This is a genomic window from Psychrobacillus sp. FSL H8-0487, assembly GCF_038008385.1.
GTDB classification, from domain to species: Bacteria; Bacillota; Bacilli; order Bacillales_A; family Planococcaceae; genus Psychrobacillus; species Psychrobacillus psychrotolerans.
In genome coordinates this window covers 2,676,658-2,695,395 of sequence record NZ_JBBOZA010000001.1, presented here as the reverse complement: position 1 = coordinate 2,695,395, position 18,738 = coordinate 2,676,658, and the positions used below count along the sequence as shown (strand labels likewise).

The following is an 18,738-nucleotide window of genomic DNA, read 5'->3' as shown; positions in this document are numbered from 1 at the left end:
ATAAATGTTATTAAATTGGATAACTTTAAACCCTTCTGCTCTTTTGCAGGAGGGTTTTTTTAGTTGAAAGTGGGAAGAATAAGGTTTAATACAAAGTAAATTTCAACAACCTGTTAATAATAGATAGGTATAGAATAGTTTAAAGAAAGGGGGCAAGGTTCCCATGATTAGTTTAAAAAATATTTCCAAAAAATTTAGTACGAAACAAGGTACGATTGTAGCAGTGGAAGAGGTGAATCTTGACATAAAAAAGGGTGAGATCTTTGGCATTATTGGTTATAGTGGTGCTGGCAAAAGTACACTCATTCGCTTATTAAATGGATTAGAAAAACCAACTTCAGGTGAAATCATCGTAAATAATGAAGACATTACAAAGATAAATGAAGTGAAGCTTCGCCAAGTAAGACAAAAGGTAAGTATGATTTTTCAACATTTTAATTTGTTATGGTCAAGAACGGTTGAAGAGAATATTGCTTTCCCATTAGAGATCGGAGGTATACCACCAGCTCAACGTTCTCAAAGAGTAAAGGAACTTATTGATTTGGTTGGTCTGGAAGGGCGAGGGCATTATTATCCTTCACAACTATCAGGTGGACAAAAGCAACGGGTTGGGATTGCACGCGCATTAGCCAACCGTCCAGAAGTACTTCTTTGTGATGAAGCAACTTCTGCATTAGATCCAGAAACTACAGATTCTATTTTAGATTTATTAGTTAGTATCAATGCAAAACTAGGTCTGACAATTGTATTAATAACCCACGAGATGCAGGTTATTCAGAAGATATGTGGTCGCGTTGCAGTTATGGAAAAAGGTCATGTAGTAGAAGAAGGAAATGTGCTAGATGTATTTCAAAATCCGCAACAAACGATTACGAAGCGTTTTGTTTCGCAGGTCAGTGATTCCAATAAGGCGTTGCAAACAATACAACAATTAAAAGAACTTTATCCAAATGGCAAGCTGATTAAGCTCGTATTTGTCGGGGAGCAGACAGTACAACCAATACTGTCTAGACTTATCAAACAGTTTGATTTGGAAGTGAATATTGTACAAGGAAATATTTCGCATACACAAACTGGTGCATTTGGTACGCTCATCCTTCAGTTAGAAGGAGATGCACTACTAATAGATGATGCAATTCGATATATACACGAACAAAAAGTAAATACAGAGGTGATCAACAATGATTAATAATTTGTTTCCTAATGTTGATTGGCCAAAAATGTGGGAAGCCACAGTTGAAACATTATATATGACTGCAGTATCAACAATTTTAACAGCTATTATTGGACTAGTTCTTGGTCTTCTACTTTTCTTAACTAGCCCTCATCAAGCGTGGGCGAACAAATTAGCAAACTGGTTAACAGGAGCTTTCGTCAATATATTCCGCTCCATTCCATTTATTATTCTGATCATTTTGCTAATACCTTTAACGAAGTTTTTGGTCGGAACAATGCGTGGTCCAAATGCGGCCTTCCCGGCTTTAGTAATCGGGGCTGCTCCATTCTACGCCCGTATGGTGTTAATAGCGCTTCGAGAAATTGATAAAGGTGTGCTAGAAGCTGCAAAATCGATGGGTGCTAAAACTTCTACTATTATATGGAAAGTATTAATGCCAGAATCTATGCCTGCTTTAGTATCAGGCATAACGGTTACAGCGATTTCACTAGTTGGATATACAGCGATGGCTGGTATTATCGGAGCTGGGGGACTAGGAACATTAGCCTTTTTAGATGGTTTCCAAAGAGGTAGGACAGACGTAACGCTTGTTGCCACGGTATTAATATTAATTATGGTATTTATCATCCAGTGGATTGGCGATGTAATTACTACGAAGATAGACAAACGATAATAGGTGTTAACGAGATACTCGATCACATAGAAATAATAGGATAAAAAGGGAGAGATATTGAATGAAGAAATTTTTAGCTGGAGCATTACTATCGGTAAGCGCATTAACCCTTGCAGCATGTGGAGATGAAAAAAGTAGTCAACTAGTAGTAGGTGCATCTAACGTACCTCATGCAGTTATATTAGAAGAAGTTAAACCAATTCTAGAAGAACAAGGAATTGAACTTGTTGTAGAATCATATCAAGATTATGTATTACCAAACAAAGATTTAGATTCAGGAGACTTGGACGCAAACTTTTTCCAACACATTCCTTACTTTGAATCGCAAAAAGCTGATTTTGGATATGACTTCGCCAACGCTGGCGGTATTCACATCGAGCCAATCGGTTTATACTCTAAAAAATACGGTTCTATTGAAGAGCTTCCAGAGGGCGCAACTATTTTAATGAGCAACTCTGTTGCGGATCATGGACGTATCCTTGCAATGTTAGAAGCGAAAGGCCTTATTAAATTAGCCGACGGCATTGATAAAACAAAAGCGGAAGTAAAAGATATTGTGGAAAATGAGAAAAACCTTGAATTTGATGCTAACTATGAATCTGCTTTAATGGTTCAGTTATATGAAAATGAAGAAGGCGACGCAGTACTGATCAACTCTAACTATGCAATTGACGCTGACCTTAATCCATTAGAAGACTCAATCGCTATTGAAGAATCAGATGAATCTCCATACGTAAATATCATCGCAGTAAACTCTGGTGATGAAGACAATAAAGAGATTAAAGCTTTAGTAGAAGCATTAAAATCTAAAGAAATCCAAGACTTCATCCTAAGCGAGTGGGGCGGATCAGTAGTACCGGTAAAATAATAGTATTGTAGAGAAAACAGGCATCCTGGGATGTCTGTTTTTTTGTGGTTACGATTTGCACACGAGGATTTGGCAAACGCCCGAGAAGTAGTCGTATCGGTCCGAGCACTAGAGCCATGCGCCCGAACTAGAGAGGTATCCGCTCGAGAATCCGGCGAACGCCCGAGAAGATGCTGTATCGGCTCGAGTCGCAAAGCCATGCGCCCGAGCTAGATTAGAAAATCTACCAATGCCGTTACAGTGATATATAAGAATGAAATACCGTCTTATCTACGAAATTTTTCCACAATTAATTCAACCCTAAGTGAGGGTGACATGGAGCAAATAAAAGGAATTCTCCTAAAGTGCCCATCCCCTTCTACTATTCCTCTTATTAATCATTTCTCTATTCCATTTGAAGATTTAAAACTAGGAGTAAAATGTGAAAGTTGTAGTTTTATTGGGATGCAAAAAATAATACGTACGTGGTATTGCCCTAAATGTAGCAAGACCAATTCCTATGCACATAATAAAGCAATTTCTACTTATTTTTCACTTTGCAAAGAAACGATTACTAATAAAGAATGCAGAGATTTTCTTTTGCTAAACAATAGAAATGAGGCAAAAAGAATACTTTCAAACTCTGACTTATTGAAATGTGGAAAAAGCTCTGCTACGTACTATAAACAAAGGTTATATTAATAGAATATTACGTATATTACTCATCCTATTCACTTTAATAAATGAGTGTGCTAAAGTGTATGAAAGTTATAAATAACACATTTGTACATTTGAGGAGGACACTTCATGAAGAGGTTTGGGTTATTGCCACGAATAGTGGTAGCGATAGTAGCTGGTGTTTTATTGGGACTAGTTGTCCCTAAAATAGTAGTGGAGATTATGGCTACTTTTAATAGTATTTTTAGTTCATTTTTAGGATTTATTGTTCCTTTCATCATTATTGGTTTTATCGTTCCGGGGATAGCTAAACTCGGAAAAGGTTCTGGTAGATTACTAGGGATTTCTACGGGTATTGCTTATTTATCTACTCTAGTAGCAGGTTTTATTGCATTCTTTATCGCTTCCAATTTACTGCCGAAGCTTATAGGTGGGAAAGAGAGCGTGAAGTTAGAAAATCCAGAGGAGTTTTTAATTGGTGGGTTATTTGAAATGCCCATCCCTCCAATGATGGATATTATGACAGCATTGGTTTTCTCCTTTATTATGGGAATTGGAATTTCTAAATTAAAAGGAAATACGTTACAAAATGCATTTGAAGAGTTTAGTGAGATTATTGAAAAGGTAATTTCGTTTGTTATTATTCCGTTGTTACCGATACATATATTTGGGATATTTATGAATATGGCGTACGGTGGTCAGGTGGCAAAAGTATTATCTGTTTTCGGAGTTGTGTTTGTCATGATTATCGCACTGCATATTGTAATGCTTCTATTACAATATACTGCTGCTGGTACTGTAACTGGAAAAAATCCTTTGAAGCTGTTAAAAACAATGTCGCCAGCTTACTTTACAGCTTTAGGTACACAGTCTTCAGCGGCAACTATTCCGGTGACGTTAAAACAGGCGCAGAAAACGGGTGCTTCCGATAAAGTAACAAACTTTACGATTCCTCTTTTTGCAACTATTCACTTATCAGGGAGTACGATTACGCTTGTCTCATGTTCCATTGGAGTATTGCTTATAAATGGGCAAGATATTCTGTTATCTACGTTTATACCATTTATATTTATGCTTGGTGTAACAATGATCGCAGCTCCTGGAGTTCCAGGTGGAGCCGTTATGGCAGCATTAGGTTTACTGGAAACAATGCTCGGCTTCAACGGGGCTATGATAGGTTTAATGATTGCTCTTTATATTGCACAGGATAGCTTTGGAACAGCGACAAATGTAACTGGTGACGGAGCACTTGCGATTATCGTAGATAAGTTTTCTAAGACAAATTAAGTTTTTTTATAAATAAATGTTTAAGTCCGAATTAGTTGGGTATATAAATCATGAACTCAAAAATAGAGAGGATGATTCATTATCAGTTCGGAAGATTTACCTTATACAGAACAGATGGACCACGCATTTAGAGGAGTACATGGTTTTGGATACGATGAATTGAGACAAAGTCAGGAATTACGATTGCAGGTCGAAAACAAGCGACAGCAGGATCATGAAAAATGTATGCAATTAGCGGCTAAACTTGATGCCCAAGCATTTAGGGGATAATATACAAGAATCCATGGAGAATTTATCCATGGATTCTTTTTTGTTTACACTAGCTTCATAGTGAAATCCATTCTCAATTAGAAAGTTCTTAATGAAAATAAAGGAAGATTACTATTTACCTAATAGTTTAGTGAAAAGTCAATAGAAAACAGTAAATCTGTATATTCTACAATATTAAATAGAATATGCTTCAAAAGATTTGCAAGGTACCTTCGTTTGGGTTAAGATTAGAATGATAATAAATTAGAATGATTATACATTCGTATTTACTTAATGGAGGTTATTAAATGTCGACTTTAGCTATTAAAGATTTACACGTTGCAATAGACGGTAAAGAAATTTTAAAAGGTGTTAATTTAACAATTAATACGAACGAAATTCACGCAGTAATGGGGCCAAATGGTACAGGTAAATCTACTTTAGCTTCTGCTATTATGGGTCATCCAAAATATGAAGTTACATCTGGTTCAATTGAATTGGACGGCGAAGATGTATTAGCAATGGAAGTAGACGAACGTGCGCAAGCAGGTCTATTCCTAGCAATGCAATATCCAAGTGAAATTACTGGAGTAACAAATGCAGATTTCTTACGTTCAGCAATCAATTCACGCCGCGAAGAAGGCGATGAAATCTCACTAATGAAATTCATCCGTGAGCTTGATAGCAAAATGGAATTTTTAGAAATGGATTTAGATATGGCACAACGTTATTTAAATGAAGGATTCTCAGGCGGAGAGAAAAAACGTAACGAAATTCTTCAATTAATGATGTTACAACCAAAATTCGCTATTTTAGATGAAATTGACTCTGGTCTTGATATCGATGCTTTAAAAGTTGTTTCTAAAGGGATCAACCAAATGCGCGGTGAAGGATTCGGAAGCTTAGTAATCACTCACTATCAACGTCTTCTTAACTACATCACACCTGATCATGTTCATGTAATGATGCAAGGTCGCGTAGTTAAATCTGGTGGACCTGAGCTTGCTCAAAGACTAGAAGCAGAAGGCTATGAATGGATTAAAGAAGAATTAGGAATTGAAGACGAAACAGTTGGACAAGAAGCATAAGAAAGGAGTCGAATAAGCATGACGGTTGAAACAAAATTGGCATTAACCGAGCAAGATATCCGCTCCTTTTCAGAAGGTAAGCAAGAACCAAGCTGGATGACAGAACTTCGTCTAAAAGCATTTGGTCAACTTGAAACACTTCCGATGCCAACACCAGATAAAACAAAAATTACTAATTGGAATTTCACTGAATTTCCAGTTCATACTGTAGAGAGCAGCAAATTTACATCTTTAGCAGAATTACCTGAAGAAGTGAAGGCTGTCGTAAATGCAGAGCAACAAAACATTTACATTCAACATAATAATACACCTGCTTTTCTTTCATTATCAGAAGAGCTAAAAGCAAAAGGTGTAATTTTAACAGATATATACACTGCAATTCGTGAGCATTCAGCACTTGTTCAACAATACTTCATGACCGATGGCGTCAAAGTAACAGAACATAAACTAACTGCACTTCATGCTGCATTATTAAACGGTGGTGTATTCTTATACGTACCTAAAAATGTAGTAATCGAAGAACCAATTCAAGTTATTTACTTACATGATGATAAAACAGCTTCTCTTTTCAATCACACTTTACTAGTAGCTGATGAAAATAGTTCTGTAACATATGTAGAGAACTACTTATCTACTGTGGATCATGCAGAAGGATTAGCTAATATCGTGACGGAAGTCATTGCCAAAGACAATTCAAGAGTTACATTTGGAACAGTTGATGTTCTAGCAGAAGGATTTACAACATACGTTAATCGTCGTGGTGTAACAAGTCGTGATGCAGTTCTTGAGTGGGCACTTGGTATGATGAATGATGGTGATACTATTTCTGAAAATACAACACATTTAGTTGGAGATAATTCAGAAGGTCATGTGAAAATGGTTGTTGTAGGTCGCGGGAAACAAAAGCAAAACTTTACAACAAAAGTAATCCACTGGGGCAAACATACGGAAGGTCAAATTCTTAAGCACGGCGTTATGAAAGACGAAGCATCATCTATATTCAATGGTATTGGTAAAATTGAGTATGGTGCTACTAAATCTAACGCAGAGCAAGAATCTCGTGTATTAATGCTTAGCGAAAAAGCACGTGGAGATGCAAATCCTATTCTTTTAATCGATGAAGATGATGTAACAGCAGGTCACGCAGCATCAGTTGGCCGAGTAGATCCACTTCAGTTGTACTATTTAATGAGCCGTGGTATTTCTCAACATGAAGCAGAGCGTCTAGTAATTCATGGATTCCTTGCTCCTGTCGTAAACGAATTACCGATAGAAGGCGTGAAGAAGCAACTGACGGAGGTTATTGAAAGGAAAGTTCGCTAATGCTCAATACTAAAGAGATTCGAAGCTATTTTCCGATTTTAAACCAAGAGATTAACGGTCATCCATTAGTCTATTTAGACAATGGGGCTACTTCTCAAAAACCAATTCAAGTAATAGAAGCGATCAAAAAGTATTATGAATTTGAAAACGCAAATGTGCATCGTGGTGTTCATACGCTGGGTAACCGAGCGACGGATAGTTACGAAGGAGCACGTGAAAAGGTTCGAAAATTTATTAATGCTAAGTCTACTAAAGAAGTTATTTTTACTCGTGGTACAACAACCGCTATCAATATGGTGGCACAGAGCTACGGCCAAGCTAACCTAAAAGAGGGCGATGAAATTGTTATTACGCATATGGAGCACCATTCCAATATTATTCCTTGGCAGCAACTAGCTAAGAGAACAGGTGCCGTATTAAAATATATTGATTTAGAAGCTGATGGTACACTTTCTTTAGAGAAGGTTAGAGAAACTATTACTAACCGAACTAAAATTGTGTCAATCGTTTATGTATCGAACGTCTTAGGAACCATGAATCCGATTAAAGAAATTACGCAAATTGCACATGAACATGGAGCTGTAATGGTAGTTGATGGTGCTCAAGCTGCACCACATCTAAAATTAGATGTTCAAGCACTTGATTGTGACTTCCTTGCATTCTCTGGACACAAAATGTGTGGGCCTACTGGAATAGGGGTACTATACGGGAAAGAAGCTTTATTGGATAAAATGGAACCAGTCGAATTTGGTGGGGAAATGATCGACTTCGTAGGTTTGTATGATTCTACGTGGAAAGAACTTCCTTGGAAATTCGAAGGGGGAACACCAATAATTGCTGGTGCCATTGGTCTTGGAGCTGCAATTGATTTCTTAGAGGAAATTGGCTTAGATGAAATTGAAAAACATGAACATGAGTTAGCTGCTTACGCCATGGACAGAATGTCTACAATTGAAGGGTTAACCATTTATGGACCTGTCGATCCTGCGAAACGTGCAGGAATTGTTACATTCAATTTAGATGATGTACATCCACATGATGTTGCAACAGTTTTAGATATGAGTGGAATTGCAGTTCGTGCAGGACATCACTGTGCACAACCATTGATGAAATGGTTGCAATGTGTGGCAACTGCTCGTGCTAGTTTCTATATATACAATTCAGAAGAGGATTTAGATCGTCTAGTTACTGGATTGCTTTCAGCAAAGGAGTATTTTAACGATGTCTTCTAATTTAGATCAACTTTATCGCCGTGTCATTATGGATCATTATAAAAATCCTCGTAACAAAGGTAGTATCGAGGATGGCGCTTTGACAATTGATATGAATAACCCTACTTGTGGAGATCGCATCCATTTAACACTTCAAGTGGAAGATGGTAAAATTCAAAATGCGAAATTTGATGGAGAAGGATGCTCGATTTCTATGGCATCTGCTTCTATGATGACACAAGCAGTTAAAGGAAAGTCTGTAGAGGAAGCTTTACAACTTTCTAGTACTTTTTCTGAAATGATGCTTGGGAAAGATTATGATGACTCTTTAGATCTTGAAGATATAGAATCATTAAGTGGTGTTTCTCAGTTTCCAGCACGTATCAAGTGTGCAACTTTAGCTTGGAAGGCAATGGAAAAAGGCGTTTCAGAAGAAAAAGAATAACAGTCGAACGGAGGAAATACGATGGCTAAAAAAATGCCTGAAATTGGTGATTACAAATATGGTTTCCACGATAAAGACGTATCCATTTTCCGTTCTAAACGTGGATTAACGAAAGAAATCGTAGAAGAAATATCACGTATGAAATCAGAACCACAATGGATGTTAGATTATCGCTTAAAAGCGTTAGAAATTTTTTACTCAAAACCAATGCCTCAATGGGGTGGAGATTTAGGGTCATTAAACTTCGATGAAATTACGTATTACGTGAAGCCTTCTGAACAAACAGAAACTTCATGGGATGAAGTACCAGAAGAAATCAAAGCTACTTTTGATAAATTAGGTATTCCAGAAGCAGAACAAAAATACCTTGCAGGTGTTTCTGCACAATATGAATCAGAAGTTGTATATCATAACATGAAGCAAGAGCTTCAAGACTTGGGTATTATATTTAAGGATACTGATTCTGCTCTTCGTGAAAATGAAGATATTTTCAAAAAGCATTGGGGTACAGTAATTCCTTCTTCCGATAATAAGTTCTCTGCACTTAACTCTGCAGTATGGTCGGGTGGATCGTTTATCTATGTACCACCAGGCATTAAAGTGGAAACACCATTACAAGCATACTTCCGTATTAACTCTGAAAACATGGGTCAATTCGAACGTACGCTAATTATTGTAGACGAAGGTGCTTCTGTACATTATGTAGAAGGATGTACAGCTCCTGTTTACACAACAAATTCACTTCATAGTGCAGTTGTTGAGATCATTATTAAAAAAGATGCTTATTGCCGTTATACAACAATCCAAAACTGGGCAAACAACGTTTATAACTTAGTTACAAAACGTGCAGTTTGTGATGCAAATGCAACAATGGAATGGATTGACGGAAATATTGGATCTAAATTAACGATGAAATATCCAGCCGTTATCTTAAAAGGTGAAGGCGCTCGTGGTATGACTCTTTCTATTGCAATTGCTGGTAAAGGTCAACACCAAGATGCTGGTGCGAAAATGATGCATTTAGCTCCAAATACTTCTTCTACTATTGTTTCGAAATCAATTTCTAAACAAGGTGGTAAAGTAACATACCGTGGTATCGTTCATTTTGGCCGTAAAGCTACTGGTGCACGTGCGAATATCGAATGTGATACATTAATCATGGATAATCAGTCTACTTCTGATACAATTCCCTACAACGAAATCTTGAATGATAATATTTCTTTAGAGCATGAAGCAAAAGTTTCAAAAGTATCTGAAGAACAATTATTCTACTTGATGAGTCGTGGACTTAGTGAAGAAGAAGCAACTGAAATGATCGTAATGGGCTTCATCGAACCATTTACAAAAGAACTTCCAATGGAATATGCTGTAGAAATGAACCGTCTTATCAAGTTCGAGATGGAAGGCTCTATCGGTTAATCCATTTATATAAATGCAGCAGGGTGTATTTCACCTTGCTGCATTTTTTTATACTGTAAATAGGCAAATTGCTAAAAACTGTTAGGTTTGGTTATAACTATTAAGTGGTACTCAGAAAGTAGTAGAAGTTTTTTGTAAAGAGAGGTATCGACAATGATTGTATTTGAAAGAGAAAAAAGCTATGTCATGGTTACTCAAGATGATCATGCCCAAGTTTCCAAGCAAATAGCAGAACATTGTAAAGATGATTTTTATTACGATTCTAAAGATGTGCAGGAAGTCGTTCTCGCCATTCAAGAGCATGACCGTGGTTGGATAGATCCGGATAAGTCCCCAGTATGGAATGATCAATTAGAACAGCCTTTCTCGTTTATAGATTATCCTACAGATCTGAAGATTTCTTTTTATGGAAAAGGATTAGATGAAGTGGAGGAAATGAGTAAGTATGCTTGTTTATTGTGTAGTTTACATTACTCCTCTTTTGTCCAAGATGCTGATGAAACTGCAGTTCAAAAATTTTGGGATATAGAAAAGCAAAGACAGGATCGACTTTATGATGAATTAGGAATTGTCGGCAATGAGAAAAAGAAAGAAACGTTAATGTATCATTTAGATCTGCTGAAGTTTTCAGATTTTCTATCTTTGTTTATTTGTTTACACGAGCCAGGAGACAACGATAAATTGCATCCATTTTTTAAAAATGGATTTCCACAATTATTCCTATTCGTCACGCAGGAGCCAATTATAGCTAGCTGGGAAAGCGATGAAGTCGTTACTTTATCCTTCTCCCCCTTGAAGAGCGAACTAAATGTAAAGCTTACGTATAAAGAAGTATGGAAAGAACAGATTGAGAAGGATGGACTATTGCAGGCATTTAAGGATACTCCTTTTGCGCATAGAAAAGTTACGTTTAAATAATAGTATGCAAAAACCAGTCAAAGTAATTTGACTGGTTCTTCCTCTTTTTAAACCATCACAACAAACTGAGAAGCAAAAGATTGTTCTTTCTCTATTTGGATAGCTTGAATTTTAGCAACTTCTTTTTTCCTTACTGAAGCACAATCAGCAGTATTAAGAGAGGTAATTGTATTTTTGTCGATTAAAGAAGAGAAGTAATCCGCATCTTTTAGAGCACTGTTTAACCCAAATGCTCCAGTAGGGGTCATCGTGTGAACTGCATCTCCGATTAAAGCCAACCCTTTTTTCCCCCAAGTCTCACTAGTGCTACTATACACATCTAATAGAACAAAATCCTTCCAAGATTGAATGTTTTCTCGAACGGTTTGTTCAAGTTCTGGAAAAGCCATTATGAGTTGCTCGATAAATGGAGTAAAAGGCTGTTTTCTAAGTGTTGCAAAAGAACCCTCTTCGATATTCCAACCAATTTGTATATAACCCTTCGCCTGTGTAAATAGGGAAATTTGCTTCCCTCCGATTAAAGTCATCCTAATAGACGGTTCCCAATTTACAGGTGCTGGTATTCTAGCCCAGAGTAAATCATATCCGTGTTTTCGAATGGTTACATCCAGATCAGCTTTCTTACGTACGGTCGAATAACGACCATCTGCACCAATAACCAATTCACTTTCAATAATAATTTCTTCTCCATTTTCGGATGCTTTTACTCCAGTGTAGGAGCCATGTTCATCTTGTAAAAGTTCATCAACTTTTGTATTCAGCATTAAATGGAAGTTTGTATATTTCTTTGCAGCATCTATCAATACTTGTAGTAAATGTGCTTGAGGAACATGAATACCAAGATGTCCGATCTCGGGATGAGGTAAAATAGTTTTAAATACTTCCCCATGCTGCCAATATTCAAGTTTTTTCATTCGTAATAGCCCGAGCTTTTCTATTTCGTCAAATAAGTTATATTTTTTTAGAATCGCTTCGCCTTCTTCATTTAAATGTTCTCCACGAAACGTTTTTCCGATTTGATTTGTTCGCTCTATTAATACAACAGATATATTTTTCTTTGCCAATAAGTACGCTAGAAGGGCACCACCAGGACCTGCACCGACTATACATACATCTACTTTCATCATGTTATTTCCTCCCTTTGCTTCAAAAAAGCGTAATGGGCTATATGTAACGACACTTATATATTTTAGCTAAATAAAAAATTATTATCCATCTTTTCATCCTTTGGGGGTCAATACGCTAATACTTGGAGTGCATGCTAGTTGAATATACCGAAATGAGTGATTATGCTATTATAGTAATAATAGTGAGGTGTTGTAAATGATTCAAATTGGCCTAACAGGGTGGGGGGATCATCCTGACTTGTATGTATCCTCGGCAAGAGAAAGGTTACAAGATTACAGTGCACATTTTCCAGTGGTGGAATTAGATGCAGCATTCTATGCAATTCAACCAATAAAAAATAGCTTAAAGTGGATTAAAGAAACGCCAGATAATTTTCAATTTGTTGTAAAAGCTTATCAAGGTATCACGGGTCATTTACGTGGTGATTTTCCTTTTAATTCGATCGAAGAAATGTTTGAATTATATCGACAATCGGTTATGCCATTTAAAAATTCGGGAAAGCTATCAATGATACTTGCACAATTTCCTCCTTGGTTCCAATGCACAAAAGAAAATGTACAATATATACGTAAAGTGAGAGAAGAACTAAAGGACTTTGAAGTGGTTATTGAGTTTCGTCACCAATCTTGGTATTCTTCTGAATATAAAGATTCTACACTTCATTTTTTAAAAGAGAATGGTCTTCATCATAGTGTTTGTGATGAACCGCAGGCTGGGGATGGTAGTATTCCTTTAGTTCCAATTGCAACTACGAACAAGGTACTCGTAAGGTTACATGGTAGAAATACTTATGGGTGGGTTAATCCGGGCAATAATGTGAAGTGGAGAGAAGTAAGATACCTATACGATTATAATAAAGAAGAGCTTTCTTCTATTAAAGGTATTTGTGAGTATTTAGAGAAGCAGGCAAAAGAGGTTGTTGTGTTGTTTAATAATAACTCTGGAGGTCATGCAGCCAGTAATGCCAAAACATTTCAAAGTATGTTAGGAATAGATTTTGAAGGACTTGCTCCAAAACAATTAGATTTTTTTGAAGGAGATTTTTAAATGGAATGGATTATACTAGCAATTAGTGGGCTTTTCTCTGGAATTGTAGGAGCATTGGTTGGCCTCGGTGGAGGCGTTATTTTAGTACCGGCTATTTTGTTTTTTGGAGCTTCTCTTAGTTTAATACCAAATATTACTCCGCAAAGCGTTGTTGGTCTTTCTGTGGTTATGATGATATTTACAGGACTTTCTTCTACTCTATCCTATATGAAAACCAAAACGGTCGACTTTAAAAGTGGATTTATTTTTTTCATTGGTAGTATTCCTGGTACTATACTCGGAGCATTTGTAAACAAAGGACTGGACTTACCTTCTTTTAATTTATACTTTGGTATCTTACTTGTTATTTTATCTACTTTATTGTTGGTAAGAGATCGTTTAAGTCCTGTTCGATGGTTTGTGGAAAATGGGAAAAAGAAAACCTTTAATGATGGCGATAAAACATTTGTATATGGATATCCAATTTGGTTCGCATTATTATTAACTTTTGGTGTTGGATTCGCATCGGGTCTATTTGGTATTGGTGGAGGATCTATACTCGTACCAGCGATGATATTACTATTCCTGTTTCCGCCTCATGTGGCTGTCGGTACGTCTATGTTCATGGTATTTCTGTCGTCTATAGTGAACTCTGTCACACATATTTCATTAGGAAATGTACCGTGGTTGTATACGATTCCGGTTATACCTGCTGCCTATATCGGAGCTAAGATAGGAGCAAAGTTAAATAAAAAGTTGAACTCAGATACACTAGTTTTGGCTTTACGAATTGTACTTTTATTATTAGGTATACGATCGATTATAGAAGGACTATTTTAACGTAAAATATGTAATGGATAGGGTGGGCAAAGAATGAGAGAGACGATTTATATATTCCACACAAATGATTTGCATAGTCATCTAGAAAACTGGCCCGCTATTCAGCAATTTCTCTCAGATACTCGGAAGAACCTTGGTGACAAGGCTTCCTATTTAACATTAGATATTGGAGATCATCTAGATCGTTCGAATATATATACAGAGGGTACACTTGGAAAGGGAAATGTGCATCTTCTAAATGATGCCAAGTATGATTATGTAACGATAGGAAATAACGAAGGCATTACCCTAAGTCATGAAGAATTAGAAACGTTGTACATAGATGCTAATTTTGAAGTGATTGTCTCCAATTTCACGGAGTTAGGAGGAAATATTCCTTCTTGGGTATTACCCCACAAAATACATGTAACACCAACTGGTATACGGATTGGCATTGTTGCGGCAACTGCTGACTATGGTATTTACTATGAAAAATTGGGATGGCAAATTCAAGAGCCGATTACCCGACTGAAAGAGGTATGTAATACACTTCGTCCGCAAGTAGATGTTCTTATTTGTATGTCACATTTAGGGAAATCACTTGATGAAATACTATCTTTGGAAATACCACAAATTGATGTGATATTGGGTTCACATACACATCACACGTTTGAAAAAGGTAAAGTAATTGGGAACACGTTGCAAGCTGCTACCGGTAAATTCGGTATGAATGTCGGACTTGTCACGTTGGAATTTGATCATGTAGCAAAAGTTATCCAATCGAAGAAGGCAGTTTTATTTCCTACGGAAGCACTACCAGTTCCACTATATTCAAACGATTTACAGACTGCTTGGGAAAATGAAGGAATAGCGGAGATGTCTAATATTGCTTTTTATAATTCTTTTTTATTGAAGAAGGATTGGTTTAAGGAATCGGATCTATCCCGCTTTTTCGGAAAAGCACTTCTAGCTTTTACAAAAGCGGATTGTGCCATGTTTCCAGCGGGGATATTCTTAAAGGATCTTCAACAGGGGCCGATTACTGCAAGAGATCTACATCAATGTTTGCCTCATCCGATAAATCCTTGTGTTATTACATTAACCGGTGCAGAACTACTAGAAGTTATCCGAACAGGGAAAAATGAAAAATGGCCAACGCTTGAAGTAAAAGGGTTAGGGTTCAGAGGTAAATACCTTGGGGTCATATTATATGAACAGCTAATAGAGTTAGAAAGTGGTATAGTTCTAGTAAATGAATCTCCTATTGAACTAGAAAAAGTATATACATTGGCAACTTTAGATATGTTTACATTTGGTTACTTTTATCCGTCTTTAAAATTTGCTCCCAAACAGTATTTTATGCCAGAAATGATTCGAGATATTGTGAAATGGTATGGACAGCTTGAAAAAAGTGAATATGAGTCATGAAAATCCTCTTTCTTACATAAGTAGTAATTAGGGGGATTGTTTTTGTTCTATAGAAAGAAGAAAAAACGATTGACTTTCTTTACTAATCAGCGGAAATTAGCCATTTTTTTAGTTTGTTTTATGTTGTCAGTGGGAGGCCTCATCTATTATATTAATAAACAATTGACAGCTACCTATTTGGAATATGCAGAAGTACAAACAACAAAAATAGCATCCATGGTAATAAATAAAGCAATTAACTCAAGAATTTCAAATACGCTCGATGTAAATGACATAATCGAAGAGGTGCCATCAGACAGTACTACAATGGTAACAACTCGATTTAATACAGAAATTATAAATCGTATACTATCTGATACAAATCAGTTAGTTCAGTCTCATTTGGAGCAGGCTGAGCAGGGGAACTTTTCTAGCCTACCGTATTTAGATGACATCGAGTACGATAAACAAACGATGGAGGATCAGGGGGGAGTTGTATTCTTCGTTCCGATAGGGCAAGCGACGAATATCCCCATCATAGGTAACTTAGGCCCTAAAATTCCCATACGCTTTCACGTTATCGGAAATGTTCAATCGAATGTAGTTCCTTCTATTACTAAGTTTGGAATAAACAATGCTTATGTGGAGGTTAATATCCACATTACGGTAAATGTACAAATAATAGTTCCTCTGGCAAGTAAGATGAGTACGGTGGAACAGAGTATACCTGTGGCAATGGGAATCGTGCAAGGCCAGGTTCCTTACATTTACACAGGAGGAGACGGGGACGCTGCTCCATCAATAGAAGTACCATTGCCATTACCTGAAAAATAAAAATCCTTAAGAATATTGTTTTTACTGCTATACTAGTGGAAATGAATAAGAATAGGTAGAGGCCGCATAGCAAAAGAGTAGTTTACAGGAGAATGACAACTGTGATTGTAAACGAAAGGAAGTTATGCCGAAATTAGATGTTGACCGTCAAGTCAAATCTAGTTGGGGTTATTTTGAACAAAAATAACACTGTCATTTATACATATGTATAAATGGAGAGCTACAAAGTATAAAATTTTTGCTTGAAATTTTATCTAAAAGCCAACCTATATTTATATTAGGTTGGCTTTTTTATATTCTAAGGCATAATGCACTTGTTCATTTTCGTTAGTGTCAGCTCATATCCCATCGAGTCTTGGGATATATAAGGTGTAGGTCATGCAGTCGTTGCGATAGGATGTCGCGAATTCAGACTGCCTACATTGAAGTAGGCACTTATGCATTTCATATTGTCTAGCTTCAGCGCCTAGCCCCTCGAGTCGTTTCAGCCTGATGGTTAAGGCAAAGTACGCCTTTACCGTCAGTCTTCCAACGCTAGTCGGGGCTTACATAGGCGCTTATGCATTTCATTATTAGGAGGAAATTATGATGGAAAATACGATTTTTTCAATTTTACCGCCATTACTAGCGATTGTAATGGTACTTGTGACGAAAAGAGTTTTACTATCACTAGGAGTCGGGATTGTTTCAGCGGCTTTGTTAGTAGAAAGCTTTTCGCCGATTGATTCATTGATCATTCTTTGGGATTCCTTTATCACGTCATTTTGGGATAATGGATTGAATATGTATAATATTTATATATTATTGTTTATATTGTTGCTTGGGGTGGTTACTGCGATTGTTAGTCTGTCAGGAGGAAGTACTGCATTTGCTGCATGGGCAGTTAAACGTATTAAAACAAATCGCGGATCTAAACTCCTTACAGCTTTTTTAGGTATTATTATTTTCGTAGACGATTATTTTAATGCACTTGCTGTAGGACAGATTGCTCGTCCAATTACTGACACTCATCGTGTTTCTCGTGCAAAGCTAGCTTATTTTATCGATTCTACATCTGCACCTGTTTGTGTAGTTTCTCCCGTTTCTAGTTGGGGTGCGTTTCTAATAAGTCAGCTTGGTGTTATCTTTGCTACCCATGCTGTAACAGACTATACTCCACTGCAAGCGTTTATGTTAATGGCACCGATGAATTTCTATGTCATTGCTGCGCTTGCAATGGTATTTTTTACAGCATGGACAGACAATGATTTAGGTGAGATGAAAAAACATGAAACACTTGCAAGAGAAACTGGTGTCCTTTTTGATCCAAATAAATCAAATCCAGGTGATTTACAAGGTAATTTCCCGGAAAATAATTTTGGTAAAGTAAAGGATCTAATCCTTCCAATTGTATCATTAATAGTAGTAACTCTTTTTGCAATGTTTTGGACAGGCTATCAGGCTTCAGGAAAAGTAATGGACATATTTGTTATTTTTGAAAATACAGATGTTCCGCTCTCTCTATTTATAGGTGGGATGGTATCGAGTATTTTAGCTGTACTATTGTATACGCGTCAATTCAAGAAAAACAAAGATGCTAATTTGGGCTTACTGGGGAAAGGAATTATTTCTGGTATAAATTCAATGTTACCTGCTATTTGCATTTTAATATTTGCTTGGTCCCTTTCATTTTTAATAACAGCTTTAGGAACTGGTGAGTATTTAGCTCATCTCGTTACAGATAATAATATTCCGGCAGGGGTTATTCCAGTCTTACTGTTTGTTTTAACAGCTTTTATGGCTTTCGCAACTGGATCTTCATGGGGATCATTTGGGATACTATTACCAATTGGTGCAAGTATCATCATGGTAGTAGAGCCAGAGTTATTACTCCCTGTTTTAGCGGCCGTTTTAGCGGGAGCTGTTTTTGGAGACCATTGTTCGCCTATTTCAGACACTACAATTATGTCAGCGACTGGTGCAGGAGTTAATGTAATCGATCACGTAATGACTCAGTTACCATATGCCATTATTAGTGCAGTCATTGCTGCAATTGGCTATTTAGTATTAGGTCTTACAGGTTCTGTTATGTTTGGCTTTATAACAGTAGTGATCATCCTTATCCTATTTTTCACGATTTGGAATTTTAAGAGTAAGAGGGTATATTAGTTGTTTTAAAATTGGTTGTCTTTGGTATTTGTATGGTTGTTTGCAATTAAATAATATGTTA

The 18,738-nt window shown here is 36.7% G+C and carries 16 protein-coding genes and 1 riboswitch; of the genes, 15 read left to right on the top strand and 1 reads right to left on the bottom strand.

The window, feature by feature from the left end:
- Positions 1-163 precede the first annotated feature (163 nt).
- From MHI47_RS13790 to MHI47_RS13745, 10 genes are all read left to right on the top strand, one after another.
- Positions 164-1,189, top strand: a complete 1,026-nt coding sequence (locus MHI47_RS13790) for a methionine ABC transporter ATP-binding protein (protein ID WP_340831164.1) — start codon at positions 164-166, stop codon at positions 1,187-1,189.
- The gene (locus tag MHI47_RS13785) at positions 1,182-1,850 is read left to right on the top strand and encodes a methionine ABC transporter permease (RefSeq protein ID WP_093537757.1); all 669 of its coding nucleotides are present in this window, start codon (positions 1,182-1,184) and stop codon (positions 1,848-1,850) included. The genes MHI47_RS13790 and MHI47_RS13785 overlap by 8 nt, the downstream gene beginning before the upstream one ends.
- A 61-nt stretch (positions 1,851-1,911) precedes the next feature.
- Positions 1,912-2,718: a MetQ/NlpA family ABC transporter substrate-binding protein gene (locus MHI47_RS13780; protein WP_093537758.1), complete on the top strand. Its 807-nt coding sequence runs from the start codon at positions 1,912-1,914 to the stop codon at positions 2,716-2,718.
- 786 nt (positions 2,719-3,504) lie between these two features.
- Positions 3,505-4,662: a dicarboxylate/amino acid:cation symporter gene (locus MHI47_RS13775; protein ID WP_340769803.1), complete on the top strand. Its 1,158-nt coding sequence runs from the start codon at positions 3,505-3,507 to the stop codon at positions 4,660-4,662.
- Positions 4,663-5,219: 557 nt separating this feature from the next.
- A complete protein-coding gene (gene sufC, locus MHI47_RS13770; RefSeq protein WP_093537761.1) occupies positions 5,220-5,999 on the top strand; it encodes a Fe-S cluster assembly ATPase SufC in 780 nt (259 codons plus the stop codon).
- Between the two features lie 18 nt (positions 6,000-6,017).
- On the top strand, positions 6,018-7,322 hold the full coding sequence (gene sufD, locus MHI47_RS13765) for a Fe-S cluster assembly protein SufD (RefSeq protein WP_340763066.1): 1,305 nt from the start codon (positions 6,018-6,020) through the stop codon (positions 7,320-7,322).
- Complete coding sequence (locus tag MHI47_RS13760) at positions 7,322-8,554, top strand: cysteine desulfurase (RefSeq protein WP_340831163.1); 1,233 nt, start codon at positions 7,322-7,324, stop codon at positions 8,552-8,554. Before sufD ends, MHI47_RS13760 begins: the two co-directional genes overlap by 1 nt.
- Complete coding sequence (gene sufU, locus MHI47_RS13755; RefSeq protein ID WP_093537764.1) at positions 8,544-8,978, top strand: Fe-S cluster assembly sulfur transfer protein SufU; 435 nt, start codon at positions 8,544-8,546, stop codon at positions 8,976-8,978. The genes MHI47_RS13760 and sufU overlap by 11 nt, the downstream gene beginning before the upstream one ends.
- Positions 8,979-8,999: 21 nt before the next feature.
- Positions 9,000-10,397: a Fe-S cluster assembly protein SufB gene (gene sufB, locus MHI47_RS13750; RefSeq protein ID WP_093537765.1), complete on the top strand. Its 1,398-nt coding sequence runs from the start codon at positions 9,000-9,002 to the stop codon at positions 10,395-10,397.
- Between the two features lie 153 nt (positions 10,398-10,550).
- On the top strand, positions 10,551-11,315 hold the full coding sequence (locus MHI47_RS13745) for a DUF3891 family protein (protein ID WP_340831162.1): 765 nt from the start codon (positions 10,551-10,553) through the stop codon (positions 11,313-11,315).
- A 47-nt stretch (positions 11,316-11,362) separates the two neighbouring features.
- Here MHI47_RS13745 and MHI47_RS13740 read toward each other — a convergent pair whose 3' ends face one another.
- Positions 11,363-12,442 carry an FAD-dependent monooxygenase gene (locus tag MHI47_RS13740; RefSeq protein ID WP_340831161.1) on the bottom strand — a complete coding sequence of 360 codons (1,080 nt, stop codon included), beginning with the start codon at positions 12,440-12,442 and terminating at the stop codon, positions 11,363-11,365.
- A gap of 196 nt (positions 12,443-12,638) precedes the next feature.
- Between MHI47_RS13740 and MHI47_RS13735 the strand changes: the two genes are divergently transcribed.
- From MHI47_RS13735 to MHI47_RS13715, 5 genes are all read left to right on the top strand, one after another.
- The gene (locus MHI47_RS13735) at positions 12,639-13,490 is read left to right on the top strand and encodes a DUF72 domain-containing protein (protein WP_340831160.1); all 852 of its coding nucleotides are present in this window, start codon (positions 12,639-12,641) and stop codon (positions 13,488-13,490) included.
- Complete coding sequence (locus tag MHI47_RS13730; RefSeq protein ID WP_093537769.1) at positions 13,491-14,309, top strand: sulfite exporter TauE/SafE family protein; 819 nt, start codon at positions 13,491-13,493, stop codon at positions 14,307-14,309.
- Positions 14,310-14,342: 33 nt separating this feature from the next.
- The gene (locus MHI47_RS13725; protein ID WP_093537770.1) at positions 14,343-15,716 is read left to right on the top strand and encodes a bifunctional metallophosphatase/5'-nucleotidase; all 1,374 of its coding nucleotides are present in this window, start codon (positions 14,343-14,345) and stop codon (positions 15,714-15,716) included.
- Positions 15,717-15,758: 42 nt separating this feature from the next.
- Positions 15,759-16,529 (top strand): sporulation protein YunB, encoded by a 771-nt coding sequence (yunB, locus tag MHI47_RS13720; RefSeq protein ID WP_093537771.1) that lies wholly within the window; start codon positions 15,759-15,761, stop codon positions 16,527-16,529.
- 48 nt (positions 16,530-16,577) lie between these two features.
- Positions 16,578-16,760, top strand: a riboswitch (Lysine riboswitch).
- 357 nt (positions 16,761-17,117) lie between these two features.
- Positions 17,118-18,677, top strand: a complete 1,560-nt coding sequence (locus MHI47_RS13715; RefSeq protein ID WP_445678312.1) for a Na+/H+ antiporter NhaC family protein — start codon at positions 17,118-17,120, stop codon at positions 18,675-18,677.
- Positions 18,678-18,738: the final 61 nt, after the last annotated feature.